This window comes from Bacillus suaedaesalsae, assembly GCF_016890225.1.
Classification (GTDB): domain Bacteria; phylum Bacillota; class Bacilli; order Bacillales; family SA4; genus Bacillus_BS; species Bacillus_BS suaedaesalsae.
Map to the genome: position 1 here is coordinate 13,329 of NZ_JAFELM010000028.1, position 16,563 is coordinate 29,891.

General features: G+C 34.9%; 17 protein-coding genes and 2 pseudogenes. 4 read left to right on the forward strand and 15 right to left on the reverse strand.

What is annotated here, in order from left to right; translation table 11 throughout:
- Window positions 1-250 precede the first annotated feature (250 nt).
- Window positions 251-703 carry a hypothetical protein gene (locus JR050_RS08995; protein WP_204203173.1) on the forward strand — a complete coding sequence of 151 codons (453 nt, stop codon included), beginning with the start codon at window positions 251-253 and terminating at the stop codon, window positions 701-703.
- A gap of 574 nt (window positions 704-1,277) precedes the next feature.
- On the opposite strand, the pseudogene JR050_RS09000 reads toward JR050_RS08995, so the two are convergent.
- From JR050_RS09000 to JR050_RS20295, 3 genes and pseudogenes are all read right to left on the reverse strand, one after another.
- A pseudogene (locus JR050_RS09000) lies at window positions 1,278-1,654 on the reverse strand (YciI family protein).
- Window positions 1,655-1,778: 124 nt separating this feature from the next.
- Entirely contained in the window at window positions 1,779-2,057 is a 279-nt protein-coding gene (locus JR050_RS09005; protein ID WP_239454236.1) for a hypothetical protein, read from the reverse strand.
- An 80-nt stretch (window positions 2,058-2,137) separates the two neighbouring features.
- Window positions 2,138-2,248 (reverse strand): annotated as a pseudogene (locus JR050_RS20295) (HAD family hydrolase); the annotation flags it as partial.
- A 75-nt stretch (window positions 2,249-2,323) separates the two neighbouring features.
- Here JR050_RS20295 and JR050_RS09010 point away from each other — a divergent pair.
- Window positions 2,324-2,701, forward strand: coding sequence for a nuclear transport factor 2 family protein (locus JR050_RS09010; RefSeq protein ID WP_430392873.1), 378 nt, complete (start codon window positions 2,324-2,326; stop codon window positions 2,699-2,701).
- Window positions 2,702-2,747: 46 nt separating this feature from the next.
- Here the strand turns inward: JR050_RS09010 and JR050_RS09015 are convergent, their stop codons facing one another.
- The 5 genes from JR050_RS09015 to JR050_RS09035 all read right to left on the reverse strand — a co-directional run bounded on the left by JR050_RS09015 (window position 2,748) and on the right by JR050_RS09035 (window position 6,901).
- Entirely contained in the window at window positions 2,748-3,251 is a 504-nt protein-coding gene (locus tag JR050_RS09015; RefSeq protein ID WP_204203176.1) for a sigma-70 family RNA polymerase sigma factor, read from the reverse strand.
- 256 nt (window positions 3,252-3,507) lie between these two features.
- Window positions 3,508-4,215, reverse strand: a complete 708-nt coding sequence (locus JR050_RS09020) for a DNA alkylation repair protein (RefSeq protein ID WP_204203177.1) — start codon at window positions 4,213-4,215, stop codon at window positions 3,508-3,510.
- Between the two features lie 84 nt (window positions 4,216-4,299).
- Window positions 4,300-4,533, reverse strand: coding sequence for a helix-turn-helix domain-containing protein (locus JR050_RS09025; RefSeq protein WP_204203178.1), 234 nt, complete (start codon window positions 4,531-4,533; stop codon window positions 4,300-4,302).
- A gap of 10 nt (window positions 4,534-4,543) precedes the next feature.
- Window positions 4,544-5,035: a DUF2975 domain-containing protein gene (locus JR050_RS09030; protein WP_204203179.1), complete on the reverse strand. Its 492-nt coding sequence runs from the start codon at window positions 5,033-5,035 to the stop codon at window positions 4,544-4,546.
- Between the two features lie 195 nt (window positions 5,036-5,230).
- Entirely contained in the window at window positions 5,231-6,901 is a 1,671-nt protein-coding gene (locus JR050_RS09035) for a glutamine--tRNA ligase/YqeY domain fusion protein (protein WP_204203180.1), read from the reverse strand.
- A gap of 255 nt (window positions 6,902-7,156) precedes the next feature.
- Between JR050_RS09035 and JR050_RS09040 the strand changes: the two genes are divergently transcribed.
- Entirely contained in the window at window positions 7,157-7,747 is a 591-nt protein-coding gene (locus JR050_RS09040) for a guanylate kinase (RefSeq protein WP_204203181.1), read from the forward strand.
- Window positions 7,748-7,797: 50 nt separating this feature from the next.
- Here the strand turns inward: JR050_RS09040 and JR050_RS09045 are convergent, their stop codons facing one another.
- The 3 genes from JR050_RS09045 to JR050_RS09055 form a co-directional block, all read right to left on the reverse strand.
- Window positions 7,798-8,664, reverse strand: a complete 867-nt coding sequence (locus tag JR050_RS09045; RefSeq protein ID WP_204203182.1) for a proline iminopeptidase-family hydrolase — start codon at window positions 8,662-8,664, stop codon at window positions 7,798-7,800.
- Between the two features lie 613 nt (window positions 8,665-9,277).
- A complete protein-coding gene (locus JR050_RS09050; protein WP_204203386.1) occupies window positions 9,278-9,862 on the reverse strand; it encodes a CBO0543 family protein in 585 nt (194 codons plus the stop codon).
- 1,159 nt (window positions 9,863-11,021) lie between these two features.
- The gene (locus JR050_RS09055) at window positions 11,022-11,447 is read right to left on the reverse strand and encodes an ASCH domain-containing protein (protein ID WP_204203387.1); all 426 of its coding nucleotides are present in this window, start codon (window positions 11,445-11,447) and stop codon (window positions 11,022-11,024) included.
- Window positions 11,448-11,729: 282 nt separating this feature from the next.
- On the opposite strand from JR050_RS09055, the gene JR050_RS09060 reads away from it, so the two are divergent.
- Window positions 11,730-11,999, forward strand: a complete 270-nt coding sequence (locus JR050_RS09060; protein ID WP_204203183.1) for a GlsB/YeaQ/YmgE family stress response membrane protein — start codon at window positions 11,730-11,732, stop codon at window positions 11,997-11,999.
- 407 nt (window positions 12,000-12,406) lie between these two features.
- On the opposite strand, the gene JR050_RS09065 is transcribed toward JR050_RS09060, so the two are convergent.
- The 4 genes from JR050_RS09065 to JR050_RS09080 form a co-directional block, all read right to left on the reverse strand.
- Window positions 12,407-13,480: a Ger(x)C family spore germination protein gene (locus tag JR050_RS09065; protein WP_204203388.1), complete on the reverse strand. Its 1,074-nt coding sequence runs from the start codon at window positions 13,478-13,480 to the stop codon at window positions 12,407-12,409.
- Window positions 13,467-14,543 (reverse strand): GerAB/ArcD/ProY family transporter, encoded by a 1,077-nt coding sequence (locus tag JR050_RS09070; protein ID WP_346726731.1) that lies wholly within the window; start codon window positions 14,541-14,543, stop codon window positions 13,467-13,469. Before JR050_RS09070 ends, JR050_RS09065 begins: the two co-directional genes overlap by 14 nt.
- Window positions 14,536-15,867, reverse strand: coding sequence for a spore germination protein (locus tag JR050_RS09075; RefSeq protein ID WP_204203184.1), 1,332 nt, complete (start codon window positions 15,865-15,867; stop codon window positions 14,536-14,538). The genes JR050_RS09070 and JR050_RS09075 overlap by 8 nt, the downstream gene beginning before the upstream one ends.
- Before the next feature lie 256 nt (window positions 15,868-16,123).
- A complete protein-coding gene (locus JR050_RS09080; RefSeq protein WP_204203185.1) occupies window positions 16,124-16,528 on the reverse strand; it encodes a hypothetical protein in 405 nt (134 codons plus the stop codon).
- Window positions 16,529-16,563 lie beyond the last annotated feature (35 nt).

Here is a 16,563-nt window from a genome sequence, read left to right on the forward strand (position 1 = left end):
TTGTTATTTTAGGCGCAATTTAACTTACAAAATCATATAAAAAAGCCAAAATGAATTATTTATTCATTACGGCTTTTCAACTAAATGTTTACTTTCTTAGTTGAGTCGTACTGTCTCATATAAGAGACCCGAAAGTAACATCCTAAAATGGGGTTTTAAGCTGATATGATTGTCCAATCAAAACAAAAACTTTTTAGTATACTATCTTGAACGTAAATTTATATGACAGGATGGTGATAAAATGGGTATAATGATGAATTGTTGTCCTAAATACTTTTTTAATCAAGAAAGATTACCTATCGATATACCACCAGGTTCCCCTGGTGTAGAAATTATACAAGTAAGCGTTACTACAGTTTTACCTAATGAACGAGTAAGACTAGATTCTATGGCTTATACTTCAATTAGTACGGTTGGTGAGGGTGAAAGATATGGTTATCAGCTAGTATATGATTTATTTAGAGATACAACTGTAATATCGGAAATCTCTTTAACTCACACCAATCAGGTGAAACAAGAATTGACTACCGCTCCTTTTATTGAAGATACTCCCAATATAACCTGGACGGATGTACCTGGTTTACCGGGCACATATATTTACCGCATTATAGTTCAACGGCTTGGAACTGAAGAAAATATTGCCGACGTAACTGTATTTGATAGGTCAATTGATGCAATCGTGTTCCCGCCAGTAAATCCTTAGAGATGATAAAAAGTTGTGCTTATTGGATTAGGGCACAACTTTTTTTCCAATCTCACATACGAACGCCGTATAGTTAACGATAGTGCGTAGTTTAGGTCTATTGTTCGTTATCCTTCTAATTTGATTATAAGGTATTTTTAAAATAATGTGTTATTTCTCTTGTTAATTTACTAACGGTTTGGGATACGAACTACAACGTAAAAAGCAGTTCAATTTTTGATGCGAATTTGAATTTTGAACCTCAAAACTGAACTACTATCCTTTAGGAATAGTGCTTTTTAAAAAATTTTCTTCTTGTAAACTCCCCTGATAGCAATTCATGAAGGGAAAAGGTTAAGGCTTCACCACAGAAAATGAAAATGGCCTTAAGCTGTCTAAAGGCAATCCTGTCAACTAACAGATTTATAGTTTTTTGTATTGTGGATCACTTCATTTTTTTACTAATTCGTATATTTTTGCTTTGTTCAACGTTCGTGTGGAGAGTATATTCATTTTCATGGTAGTAGAGGAACATCAGATAAGTCCTTGTCCAGTATTCTTTTATAATCATTGGCTAGCATGATTAAGAAAAGCATTACTGTATATCAATTTGCTCCGGAAACTCAAATACTTGACGCAGTTCAATCTGACCTTCCCCATGTCCTTGTGGGTCCGGCATCTGCATTGCCCATTCGATGGCTTCTTCCCTCGACTTCACATCAATCAGAATGAAACCGGCAATCAATTCATTTGTGTCGTAAATGGACCATCCGTAACCACCGGCTTTTCTCCTTGTTTTGGATACGAAAGGCGAATTCCATTTGAACTTGGATGAAGTCCTTTAGCCATAACCCGCACGCCAGCCTTCCCTAATTCCTCATTGTACTTCGTCATGGCTTCTCTCAGCTCTGAGCTAGGAAGATTTCCGGCTTCCGAATTCTTCGAGGCTTTGACAATAATCATAAACAGCATAAAAGTTCCTCCTTAGTTACAACGAATCGATATCACCGATCCAATCCCCTTTTTCCACTAACCTCATCCAATATGTAAAGAATACAATTATTACAAACTATCACTTTTATTACCATCAGTAAGGTTAACCAAGAGAAATATCTTTAAATTCTTTAAAGGATAATTCCTTTGTTAGTGTACTTTTCATTTTAGTTCCACACTTCTCACTACATAGAGCAAATATTCCATCGGTACCTTCATTTTTAGCATCAGAACCTTTTGCCGTGACAATCATTGGGACACTCGTATTCCTAGTACGAAGACCTACTTGTATAATCGTTCCTTCTGACTCAGTGTAGTCTATACCATCTGCAAACTTAACACTTAATCCAAAGACTGGTTTATCATCTTTAATCTTTTTCATACACCAAGCACATCTCAACACATAAATCACACCTTCATAGTTATTAAAATATTACTACCATTACCAAACTATCTTTCCCTTTAATCGAATGTAACATAACATAATAATCTATCGAAAGAATTGATCTCAGAATATGGTATTATTTCGGTATCATTTTGGATTCTATGGTTGAACCATATACCCTTTATATTTATATATTTGACATCGATTTATCTATACCTTACACTTCAAGTAATTTTACTATAGTAAACGAAAGGATGATAAAGTTGGATCCTATTAATCTAAAAGAGAAAGCCGTTTCCTTTTTACAACTCGTAGCATCTGGAAAAGTTCGAGAAGCATATGAACGATACATAAGTGGAGAATTTCGCCACCACAATCCCTATTTCAAGGGAGATTCCGAATCTCTCATGATGGCGATGGAAGACAATGCACTTGCAAGTCCTAACAAAGTATTGGATGTTAAATTGGCTATTCAAGAGGGAAATACGGTTTCCGTCTACTCTCATGTGAAGCAAAATCCTGATGACCTTGGAGGAGCCGTTGTGCATATCTTTCAATTCCACCATGACAAAATTGTTGAAATGTGGGATGTTGGACAAGCGATACCAGAAGATTCACCAAATGAAAATGGCATGTTTTAAAAAGCAAACAACCTCTCTAGTCGAACTAAGAGAGGTTGTTTTATATTTATTTCATTGATTCAATATTTTTCCGTATTTTCTGAAGGGCATACCGTCTCCATGATTTAACCGTTTCTTGCCCTACTTGCTCTATCGAAGCGATCTCCTTCTGCCCTCTCCCTTCAACAAAGTACAAAATGACCCATTTTTTCTGAGTTTCTGTTAATCCCTCACAATATAAGAGAATCGTTTCTATTTCGAGCGGGAAGTCAGGATTAGGATCTTCTGTTAGTTCAACCATGGCATCTGTTAGTGTTGCTTGTCTGTCTTCATATTTCTTTGCTTTTAATAAAAGTGTCAGCATCTTCCCTCGTACCGTTCGATACGCAAATGTTCGGAAGGTCACGCCTCTCGATGGATCAAATCTTTTGTATGCTTCCCATAAGCCGATAAGTCCTACCTGGTAAAATTCATCTTTGTTTTTGAAAATGTGTAACTGTTTGATGCAATAGTGGAGTAGCCACTCCTCTGTATCGAGTACTTCTTGAAAAGTTAATTCCTTTGTTTCCAAAACAAATTCCTTCCAAAAAGCGCGCCTTTTTCATGTATTCCGCGGTACTTTAATGGTAAGGAATTGTTTCGATTTTTTCATATCGTCTTTCTATGAGTATAGAAGTTTAGTAGTTGCTTAAACTATCAGTTTTCCTTAAGTGAAACCGACAGTTTAAGGATACCCACAGACGGGGAATTATGAGATAAGGTGAAAATTGGATAAATAAAATAGCCGCATCCCTTATTAGAGAAATGCGACTTTTCCTTCAACTATCTTAACATCTTACGTATTTGCGTTTGAATCCAATCCTTCCTCTATCCACTTCTTTTTGAATCGTATCAGAAGCGAGCAGAATACTGCTTTTCTTATCAGCCTTCTTCATTTCAACTGGACCAACTGCTTTCGCAATTTCAACTGCCTTTTCATGTAGAGGCAAATATGAAATTCCGACTGTATATATAAAATTGTTCATCGCCGATTTTGCTCGGTCTGGAGCATGATGAATCGTTTGTAATGCTAGATCTAGCATACGGCTAATCTTGTCTGTCTCAAATTCAGAGTCCTTGCGATTCCCAAGCAACCAGCAATAACAACTCCAACCTGCCGACATTTTTAACTCTTCACCACTAGCAATCCATTTATCTGCCACTTCCTGCGCAATATCAGTTTCCGCTAATGTTACCGCCACCACATAATCAGAAATCATATAAAAATATGCTCCGTCTATCCAACGGTCAAAATCAGCTTCAGTCATTGCTTGTGGGTCTGCAATGACTCCTGCAAAATACATCGCATCATAATTCCCAGTAGCGTATAGTTGCTCTGCTAAGGCCTGATTTTTCTTGATTTTCTTTGCAATCGGCTTCATTGCCCCTGTTGCCACACCGAAAAGTGGTTCATGAGCTCCATTGCTCATGTACATTTTTTTGGAGCGTTCTTTGCCAAGTGCTTCGAGCTCCTGCATGACTGTTTCAAGATCCATAGTACCATACTTCCTTTCTGGTAAAACATTATGCCTTCATTATATCATTAACTACTAGTTTGAGCTTATTATCGCCAAGTAGTGCTATTGTTCAGTCTTGTAATGATCGTCTTCTTTACTTCTGTATTCTAAAAGATCGCCTGGCTGACAATCCAATGCCTTACAAATTGCCTCTAACGTTGATAATCGAATCGCTTTTGCCTTTCCATTTTTTAATATAGAAAGGTTCGCCATCGTGATTCCAACTCTCTCCGAAAGTTCAGTTACACTCATTTTCCGCTTCGCCAGCATTACATCAATATTAATTATTATCGCCATGTTATTCACCTCAGACCGTTAAATCATTTTCTGATTTTATATCAATTGCTTGTTTAAGAAGTCTTTGAAGAACTGCGGCAAAAACTCCAACAACCATAGATGCTCCCACAATGACCATTCCAATTAATACAAGACCTGGTGCGTCATCCCACTCTGCGACGATAAAGATGAATGGCAGGGCAATCACAAACAAAACACTGATTACAATAGCACAGTTTTTAATTTTCTTAAGTGCCATTACTGATAATTCTGAGAATGCCAGGTTTTTGTCGATGTAACTTAATAACTTAAACGCTTGATACAAAGCAAAGTAAAACGGAATAGCCGATACATACATGATCCCTAGTATTCCAAGTATGATATAACCTAATTGAGCACCTTCCTTTGCATGCACAAATGCTTCCATCACGATTTGCGGCAGTAAAAATATACACAAAGCAAGTACTGGAAGACCAATTAATATAACAGAGATCTTTAAAAAGAGTGTTGATCCATGTTTCATATAAGACACCTCACTAATTTATTGTCTATTAAAATTTAACATATATTTTATCGTAATTCAATAAATAATTATTAAATTTTATAGTTTATTTATTGTTAAGTTAAAACGGAATACATTTATCCCCGAGGAATTACTCAGTGATTAACGGACACAAAAAAATAGACCTGCTTCTATGCAGGTCTACCTTACCTTATTTTACAGTTTAAACGAACTCTTCAACGAAACAACCAAATTAAACACGATGTTATCTTTAGTCGTATGTTTCGGATCGACATTAAAGTATCCATGTCTAAAGAATTGTAGCTTCGTTTGCGGCTCGATATCCTTTAAGTTCGGTTCTATAAAGCCATTAATGATTTCCAGTGAGTTCGGATTGATTTGGTCTAGGAACGTTTTTTCTACAACTTCTGTTTCCTCTGTAGACGTTTCTTCGCTTTCATCCGTTAGTAACGGCTCATATAATCTGAATTCAGCCGGTACAGCTTGAGTTGCTTCTACCCAGTGCAGTGTTCCTTTTACTTTACGACCAGTAAAGCCTGTTCCGCTTTTCGTTTCTGGATCGTACGTGCAATGAATTTCTACTACATTTCCGTCTTCGTCCTTAATTACTTCTTCACACTTGATGAAATAAGCGTGCTTTAAACGCACTTCATTGCCAGGGAATAGACGGAAGTATTTCTTTGGTGGGTCTTCCATGAAATCGTCTTGCTCAATGTAAATTTCTCTTGAAAATGGAATTTGTCTCATTCCCATCTCAGGAACTTCAGGATTGATCTCTGCATCCAGCATTTCCACTTGTCCTTCTGGATAGTTCGTGATTACAACTTTCAATGGACGTAATACGCCCATTGTTCGTGGTGCTTTTAGTTTTAAATCCTCACGAACAAAATGATCTAGCATTTGAGAATCAACAAATCCAGATCCCTTAGAGATACCTGTTTCTCTAACGAATTCACGAATTGCTTCTGGTGTATACCCTCTTCTTCGTAAGCCGGAAATCGTCGGCATACGCGGATCATCCCAGCCGTCAACAATTCCTTCTTCCACTAGTTGCTTCAGCTTACGCTTACTCATTACAGCGTTTGTAATGTTTAAACGACCAAATTCAATTTGTTGTGGAGTAGTAGTCATTTCACATTCTTCCACTACCCAGTTGTATAATGGACGTTGATCTTCAAACTCCGTTGTACAAATCGAATGTGTTACATCCTCGATTGCATCCTCTAACGGATGAGCAAATGCATACATCGGGTAAATGCACCATTGATCGCCCGTGTTATGATGAGTGGCATGAGAAATACGGTAAATAACAGGATCACGTAAGTTAATGTTAGGAGAGCTCATATCAATCTTCGCTCGTAATACCTTCTCTCCGTTTCCAAACTCGCCTTTACGCATGCGGTCAAACAGGTCTAAGTTTTCCTCGATTGAACGGTTACGATATGGACTTTCCTTTCCAGGCTCCTTTAACGTACCACGATATTCACGAATTTCATCTGCAGATAAATCATCCACATACGCTTTGCCCTTCTTAATTAACAGGACTGCTTTTTCATACATTTCTTGGAAATAGTCCGATGCAAAAAACAACCCATCCCAGTCATAACCAAGCCATTTTATATCCTCTTTAATCGCGTTGACAAACTCAATATCTTCCTTAACCGGGTTGGTGTCATCAAAACGAAGATTCGTCTTACCATTAAATTCATCAGCCAGGTCAAAGTTAATCACGATTGATTTCGCATGACCAATATGTAGGTATCCATTCGGTTCTGGTGGGAAACGTGTCGTCACATGTGTTCGTTTACCAGTCTCTAAATCGTTTACGATGATATTTCGAATAAAATTGGAGGAATTATGTTCCACTCTTTCTCAACCTTTCTGGGTCTTATATTTATGCCTATTTAATATGGAAGGCTATGTAATAGTCACTATTTTACCATAAAACTTTAAATAGAAAATAGAGTCTTATAAAAAGCTGCCTGAACCGTTTGTACTAGTACTAGCTCATTGTCACATATATTAGTAACTCAAACAATCTCTATCCATCAGCAACAAATATAAGACACAATATGATATACTATTTACAGAATTATCTAAATTTATTTCAAGGAGGAGTCTATGTATCAATTAAGCGAAAAAGAAATGATATTTATTTACACAGGTCCAGATGGATCAGGAAGAAAAACGTTAGCCAACATGGTGTCCACTACTTTTGACATGGAGACCGTCCCATCGTTCACCACTCGTTCCCCACGCCCTTATGAAACGAACGGCAAGGATTATCACTTTATAAAAGAAGAAACCTTTCTCCAAATGAAAGAGCAAGATGAATTTATTGAGAGCGTCAATATACATGGCTACTATTACGGAATTCGTGAAATTGATATCCGAAGAATTTTTGAAAAACATAAAGTCATTTATTTAACGTTGAATATAGAGGGTGCACAGTTACTAAAAGATTTGTATAAAGATCAGGTTGTCAGACTGTTCATCTCCGCTAATCGAGACACGGTCATTCAAAGACAAAAAGAACGTGGCGACGATGAAGAAGCCATCAACTACCATATGGCATACTACGATAAAACGATGTCCTATAAAAAACAATGTGAACATGTATTCGAAAACTACGATTTACCTCAAGTATCCTTCCAAATTAGTGAGGTCATTGAATCTTACTTAGATCGAAATTTAACGGTAACGGATTATTAGTTGAAAAATAGAGTGTAGGCATGAAATATCATGCACTACACTCTTTTACTTTAATTTTTGTTTAAAAACTCCCTCATAACCTTCACATACTCTTCTGTCTCTTCAATATACGGCATATGTGCACTATTTTCAAACACATGGAATTTGCTGTTTGGTGTTAGTGAATGGAAATATTCAGTTGAAGCTGGAGTTGCTTCATCGTAGCGGCCACATGTATATAATGTAGGAACTTTAATTGTTGCTAACTGCCCTGTACAGTCAAAACTTTTAAGATTCCCTGTTACATGAAATTCAGATGGTCCCCACATGATGTTATAAACATGAGGATTTTGATACTGCTTTCCTTCTTTTAGGAATTCAGGGTATGGATTTAATCGACAAACGAAGTGTTGATTGAATACCTTTGTTGCCTCTTTGTATTCTTCCGAATCAGTCGTTCCATTTTCTTCACATGTTTTTAACGTTTGTTGAACTTCTTCTGGAAGAAGCTGACGATTTCGTTCCTGATCTTCTGCCCACAGTGGTGCACTTAAGCAAGGGCTTGAAAAGATAATGCTCTTCACTCCATCTGGATTTTCTAAATAATAAGCAGCAGCAAGAGTTGTTCCCCAAGAATGTCCTAAAATATGAAACTCCTCGAGAGATAGACTTTCACGTATTTGCCCTAATTCTCGTACAAATCGATCAATGTTCCATAAAGAATCGTCTGCTGGACGATCAGACTTTCCACATCCTAGTTGGTCATAAAGTATAACCGTGCGATCTTCTGCAAGCACGCGTAATCCTTGCATGGAATAAAGAGAAGAACCAGGTCCTCCATGTAACACAATAACCGGTGTATTGTTAGATGAGTTTTCATGCATTTGATACCACACATTCCCACCTGTTACTGGGATAAATCCTTCTTTTACTGTCATATGTATCTCTCCTTTGTACTTATAGTATAGCTTGATAGTTTGCTAAGACCAACGTATTTCCAATTATTCAACAGAAATAGGTTAACTCAAATAAATAACTAACCAAATTACAAATAAAAATAGCAAAAGAGGCTGTGACATAAGTAAAATAAATCATCCTCAAAGGTTCATAATTATATTATCATATCTATTAAATAGTATACTTTGTTATTTATTAATTAGTTAAGATGGAAGAACAAGTTCGTTCCATTGCGCTGCAGACACTCGCCGGATACCGCAGGGAGGAAGCTGATGGTTATTTTCACTATCGTGAAAAAACCTACCTCCTCGCTACGCCTGCGGGGTCTCAGCCTTTCCTCTACTTCCCGCAGGAGTCGAGTGTCTTCCGCTCCATTCCACTAGTTTTTATAAATAGTATGCAAAATCATACAAATCTAAACTATAAATAAAGACCCGAACTAGTAGGTGAAAGATTCATTGAAATATCGCCTATTAATTCGGGTTAATCATTGACTGAAATACTTATGTCCCAGACTCTTTTGGTGTAACTTCATACACTTATGTCAAAGCTAGCAGTAAAAATTGTTTTTTCGGATTAAGAACTATATTTCACCTAATTATTTTTATGTGCTTTTGGATGATGTTTTAAGTAGATAAAGACCTTGGTTACTACAATTGCCATAATTAAGATCCCCAAGTAATTAAGGAAGAGATAAAAATAATTCATCCCTCCATCTAGTTTGATTAAGTCCCATGCAGCCATGACCGGTTTTAATATGAAAGAGAAAATAGCACTCGTTACTATACCATAAAGGAATACATTCTTATTGTTATTAATACACCATTGATACACTAGCATAAAGGTGACAGGGACGAGCGAGGCATCTAAGGCAAAGTTAACTGGCATAATAGGTATGATCTGATAAGGATAATAGACGTGACCTGTCCTCATCGCAATAGAATCTGAATAAGTAAACCAAGTATGTATATTAAATCCATAAAATCCAATTTGAAAAACCTTTGTTCTATCGATTTTAAAATAGATGATAACAAGAGGCACAACTAACATTAAGGCAATGACCCAGAACGGCTCTGTACCTACATGCGAGAAGTCCTTCCAATAGTCCAACCACATGGGGACAAGCTTCTCTTGTAAATTCAGTATCTCATTTAGTCTACTTGTTTGCTCTTTCGTCATCAAGACACATCCACTCCTATATTCCTTTTAAGCTACTATTGGAGAAATTCACAAACTCCAGTTTTTTAAGTCCTTTTTAGAATTCTAGCCATTGGAAACCAAACACAACATATGTATAACTTCAGCTAAATATCAAACCTTTGGTCATCTTACGTCATTCATAGTATGTCTATATATGTTTTACGTTATTTCGTTAAAAAACCATAAGATATAGAAATTAAAACGGGCTTAGAATGTGTCCTATGTAAACAGTATTCCAAACACCGTTATTTCAACTCCAAACGGTGTTTGAGAACAAGCAGTTTATTGAGTTTTTTCTATCTCACTAGCATTTATTTGTATACTCACTCTTTCAAACAGGTGCACTATTATAGTTTTTTTAGCATTTATAAACTGTTTGAAGAAATAGCAAACGTATGTAGATTTAAAAATTGAGTTGCCCACATTTATATCACAGCTAACGCCTTATTCATTTTACTGGCATAAAAAAAGACCAGTACCCGTTACTGATCAATATCTGTATAAAGTAATACCCCTGTTTCAGCTTTGCTTCTTGTCGTGTTTGAACTTTTATATAAAACTTCTTTAAACAGCAGTAGAAATAGTCATCGATACAGTTATCAAACGCCGTGTTGAGAAAATTGTTGACTTCTTGTTTCAGGGCAATTAGATTATCAAACACGTCTGCATTTTCTATAACACTATCAATCTTCAATGTGAATTTCACTTGGTGAATGTACATTTGATGACCTTTATACTGAATATCGCACGTCAAATAAAGGTGCAAGAATGTCGAACACCTTTCAATCGCTTTCCAAACACGTTTCGAACAAGTTTAACTTCCTCTATTTTATGTGTTTGATAAATTGTTGCGACACCATAACGGAACTGTGTGAGTAAAAACAACAGCTGTTCAAATGCTTTGCTGTTTGAAGTACATACAAGCTCTGCCGTGATATTTGTTTCAAACAGGTAATACGGAAGACGGTGAATTTGTTACAACATACTTGCGGCGCAGCATACGTACTCGGCCGAAATTTGAATGTTTGAAATACGTAAATCATCCTACAAACGTTGTGGAAATTTAAATTTTCTTTTTAAAATTACAAATCTATATACAGATTAGTGATGGGAATGAGGTTAATCATTTATTTTTTTATTAAAATTTAAATTCCCATAAACCTAGCTGCCCTTTTGCAGGGATAAACTCATCTAGCATCTTCATATCCTCCACGACCCACACATATCCTCCAACAGTAAAATCACCCAAATAATAATCATTTCCGACTACAACTTCACCATTTTCCAATATTGCATGATCTTGATTGTTTTCTGTAATCCGAACACAATCTTTAAGAATACAAGTAGCGATGATCACCCCTGTTGGGAGTTCCTCCGGTGTAATACCATGTCTTTTTAATAATGCTTGAATTCCTTCTTGTCTGGATGCAACTTTATCAGCTTTTTTACTCGTATGAATCGCTAATGGACCACGATATTTTGTTTGCCAAGAACGAGTTTCGTACTTGTTTTCCCCTAATGCAAATAGACTTGCCCACGGTTGAATCATTGATAGTACTTTAATTGCTGACCCTCCATTCGCCTTTTTAAATATAGAAGCTATTATCACTTTTACATATCAATAAACTTTCTCGTTGCCAATATTAGCAAATCCAATTGTTTTTATACGTAGTTATTTTTTATCCATTTTGGATAGATATACATATACTTTTACTCATTTGTATTTGCATACTTTTGAGAAATTCAAACTAGTAATTTTGTATTGATTGGGAATACTACATTTTAATCCTTTTTAAAGGAGACTACTTGTCACTGAATAAAAAATACAAAAGGAGGAGTTCAATTCATGTCATTTTTATGGAGTTTGATTGTTGGTGGCATAATTGGTTGGATAGCAAGCTTAATAACAGGTCGTGATATTCCTGGTGGGATCATCGGAAATATTATTGCAGGTTTTATTGGGGCGTGGTTAGGTTCACTTATCTTTGGAGATCTTGGACCAGAAATAGGTGGCTTTGAAATTCTTCCAGCCATTATTGGATCAATCCTTTTAGTCTTAATCGTGAGTTTTGTTCTTAGAAAAATGGGCCATAATCGTAAACAAGGTCATTCTTAATATTATAAGTAGAAAAGTTTAAAAACACCTCAGATTATTCTTCCTTAAACCGTTCCGTTTTGAGGTGCATATCACGTAACTGGTACTGAAAATGGCGTGCAAACTGACAACAGTTTTGACACGTCATTTTTAAATTATGGAGTTTTTTGAGTCCTGAAGATATAAAGCGTCTTATTGAACTAAAGCACCCGTTACTTTAAGTGAAGGATTTCTCAAACTTCTTTTCAATTTAAATTTTTTTAATCGTTTCTGAAAACGAGCTAAAGAAAACTAGAAAAGCTGCCTAAGGCAGCTCAAGGTGTTTGTTACTCTACTTATTAATGGTTATCAAATTCTATAAAATAATAATCTTTCCCTACCAATGTTGGTGGATCATTTTGTTTCCTTTTTAAAAAAAATATAGATGGTTATGTTGTTTTCAAGTAACCTTCATTTTGAATTTCTATTTTTAGTTGGATATCCATTTTCATGTTCTTATAATAATCAGATCTCCAGTTTTTTAATTCTTTTCGTGGTATTTGGTTTCTATAAAATTGCCCTACTCCAAAAATATCCGCTTCGCTCTTTTGAAGTTTCAAAAACAACTCTTGGAATCTTTTAGAAAGTACAGTATTCATTTCTTTTTTTATTAAATTTGAAGATGGGTCCCCTTTAGTTTCTATGATTACAACTTTCATCTTTATCAAACTTATCATATATGGAATTCTATTTTGCAGAAAGCTTTCGTGTGCAATTTTAGAACTGAGAATCATGACAGTGGCATGTTCCATTACTTCAATCTCACCATGACTACTCTCACCTTTAAAAACATTGTATAAAAGGGTTTCATTTGAACTGATTTCCTCTACCATTTTACCGTTTTTTAAAATTGCTGAACCTACCTGTTCCATAGGTGTACTTTTTCCAGAACGGATCATAGGTATAGCTACATCATGTGTATAAGAATGTATCCCTCTATATACTTCCCAGATTCTTGTTAGAGCAATATCAGGATTCCATCCGGCATTTTTTTCGAAAAAGTTATATGTACTGAGTCCTTTTTCTGCAGTTGTTTTTTCTATTTCAGTGAAGAATTCATTAATATCTTGATCACAAACTGCAACTAATGCCTTGGGAGAAACTTCTCTTGAACGCATAAAACCAGCGATTATATCCTTTACTCCATCTTCTGCTGTTCCCCTCTGAATTAAGATAAGCTTTACATGGAGTAAATCAACATCGCTTTCCATATTTTTGCTGATTGTATCCACTGCTTTGGAAATAGTTTCCTCTTTTGCAGAAACGATTTTAGTTTTCTTACTACCACCTGTAGGCTCAGGAATATCCAACATAACCATGTACTCATTGTCAATTTTCTTTATACCTACTGCGACTGGGAGTAAACGATGATTTATATCTTTGTTGTCCCAGCAACCTGTTAAGATCCAAAGCATTAGTACAAAACAAAAAGTTAAAGAATAAATTCTGTTATGTGGTTTCATTTGTACCCTTCCTTTTAAATCTTTTTCCAAGATAGTAAATATAAAGTGGCACTATAATTAAAACGTAAATCCTTAAGAAGGAATTCATAAACAGTATATCCTCAACATCCTTCCAGTCAGGAATCCAGAAACATACAGCAAAAGCAAAAACAGTTATTCCAATTAAAAAGTAATTAGCGCTTCTTTTTGGAATAAAAAAATTAATTATTCGGATTGCTTTCCACATTACGAGAGAAATATACAAGAAAATGAATGATATGAGGCTTAGGAGAAAGAACATCGTAACTCGGTCAAACATAAACCAATCAATATTTATTGAATCTAGTATCACTACAAAGGGAAGAAACGTTGTTGATGCAGTCGCCTGACCCAAAGTTAAAATAGGTATATATACTGAAAAGAGAAAGAAAGGAATAAGAAATACTGCGGATAGTGTTATATATTTTCTTTCATAGGAAAAATAGGGTTGTACAAAACCAAGAAAGATAAATCCTCCAGAGAAAGCAAAATAACTCTCCAAGTATTCAGGTTTAAACAAAAAGCTTAGATCGGTATCAAGTGGTAAAGCATATCTCCAATCTACATTCTGAAAGGATATTATAAAGACGAATAATATAATCGGAATAAATAATAATGCTAATAAAAGTGCGGTTCGAATAATGGTTTCAATTCCCTTTGCGGCAATGTAAGCAGAAACAAACAACAATAAAAGAATAATTGCCCATAATGGGGTATGCGATAGAAATACCAAGGTTATGATTTCAGAATAAGCTCGGGTTGTAATAATAATAACGATAATTAAATATAGCAGAATGGGTGTAAAAAAGAGAAATGTCACACCTTTCCTTCTACCTGAAAATATGCTTAATATATCTTTTTTTGGAAAGAAACTTAATCCTTTCATATAAATTAACAAACATAAAAAATGAACAATAATTCCAACCGAAATTGGGAACCAATGTCCCTGGTCTGTACTTGCAATAATATCAGCAGGGAACATAAAAAAAATTAGTCCCAGGTGGCAAATAACATACATCATCATTACATGCAAACTTTTAACCACTATTATCTTTCCTTTCAATGTTTAAATAAAGATATGACTTTCCAAAGGTAGTTAAGCTTGCAAAATAAGAACAAATTAGCACAATACCAGTAACGAGACCTAATACCCCGTATAGTGAAGAGAGGATTATGTTGATATATTTGAATAACCTGATTGATGTCGTACTTTGGGTTCCAACAAGTGTTGAGTTGGCAATAGTAGTAGCTGCAAGAATAATAATTAAAAGATTACTAACTAATTTAGCTTCCACAACTGCTTGACCTAATATTATCCCCCCAACCATCGTAATCGTTTGACCGACTGATTTTGGTAACCTTACACTTGCCTCAATTATCAATTCTAATACTATCAACATTATTATTACTTCAACTAAGGCAGGATAAGGTACTCCCTCTCTGCTTTGGGCGACTGAAAGTGCAAGCTCAATCTGTAATACTTCAGGATTAACTGCTACCAATGCTACATACAATCCTGGTGCAATCAAAGCAACTAATATTCCAATGATTCTTAAGAAACGTATTGCTATCATAATTGGGAATGGAAAATTACGATCATTTTCAACTATGAACATATCCCATATTAAATTAGGAAGTATTAATGCAAAAGGAAGTTGGTTTACAAATAAAATAACTCTCCCCCTTTTAAGGAATTGAGAAGCATGAAAAGGAAGTTCTGTAGTATTAAATTTAGAAATTGTGTCCCATGAAGAAAACTCCAGCATTTTTGATAAACCCTGTAAATCAGTAATTTCCAAATCATTATTTTTTTCAATTAAACTTTTTATATTATCAACTAACTTTTGATCCACTTTGTCATTTAAATAGAGCAAGGAAACATTAGTTTTCTGAACCATGCCTGTTGAAGTGGTGTGAACAATAAGTTGTTTTGAAATAAGTTGTTTACGCAGTAAACCGATATTCGTATCAATATCCTCTGTAAAGGAATTTAAAGGACCTTGAATTACATTTTCATTTGTTGGAATTTCTATTGAACGATTTATCGATTTCGAAATAGGCTCGTAGATAATAAACTGTTTAGTATTTTCAATAAATATAATGAGTTTGCCTTCAAGTATTGATGATATAGCCCTTTTTGTATCATTTTCAAAAACATCACCTATTAAATTAAATAACAATTGTGTCGTTTTTCCTTTTAAAATTAGACTTTCTGTTTGTTTTTGTAGTGTTGTTTTTGTCTTGGTAATATCAAGTAAAGTATTTAATCCTAGGAATACAACCTCTTCTTCTATGAGATAATCACGTTTTATAAAAAAATCATCATTATCCCCTAGAGCTATTTTTATATCCGTTATCAATGTTTCCATGAAATTTATCCCTTCACTTTGAGTTATGTTTAAATTTCGCATATTTTGTTGTTAATATTCAAAGGTGAAGTAGATATTATTCTATTTAATAGGTAATTTATTATCATCATAACCTTTGGTAACTATAAAAAAGCATTAATCCTTCTCGGATCAATGCTAGCATATAATTCTCTTATTAAACTTAACTTACCCGTTAGTCAAAAAGTCCCTACAAGAAAAACAATAGAAACTTATACTATCATAAGGAAACAATAACCTAGTTTAGCAAGTTTTCTTTTAGTTTTTCTGCATTTTCTTTGTCTAATTTTCCATACCCTTCTTTTTCATTGTTGCTAATAATTGTTGCAGTTTCATTACTGTTAAACCAAATTCTATATTCATATAGCCTTTCTGGCATATTCTTATCGAATGAATAAAATAAAGCAGCTAATAAATCTTCTTTTCTAGCCATTTCTGCTTTAGTGTTTGGCTCCCAATTGACTTCTATAAAAGTTTCCTTTATTAAATCTATCCGTTCCATATCTGTAATCATTATAGTTTCTTCATAATTACCTTCTTCACTTACTTTTTGAACTTCGATTCTTTCTAATTGACTATTTCCGTGCCCGTCACAACCAGCTAAGAGCATTAAGAGGATAGTTAAATTTATAATTTTTTTCATCTCTTTGCACCTCCTTAATTATAGACGGTTATAAT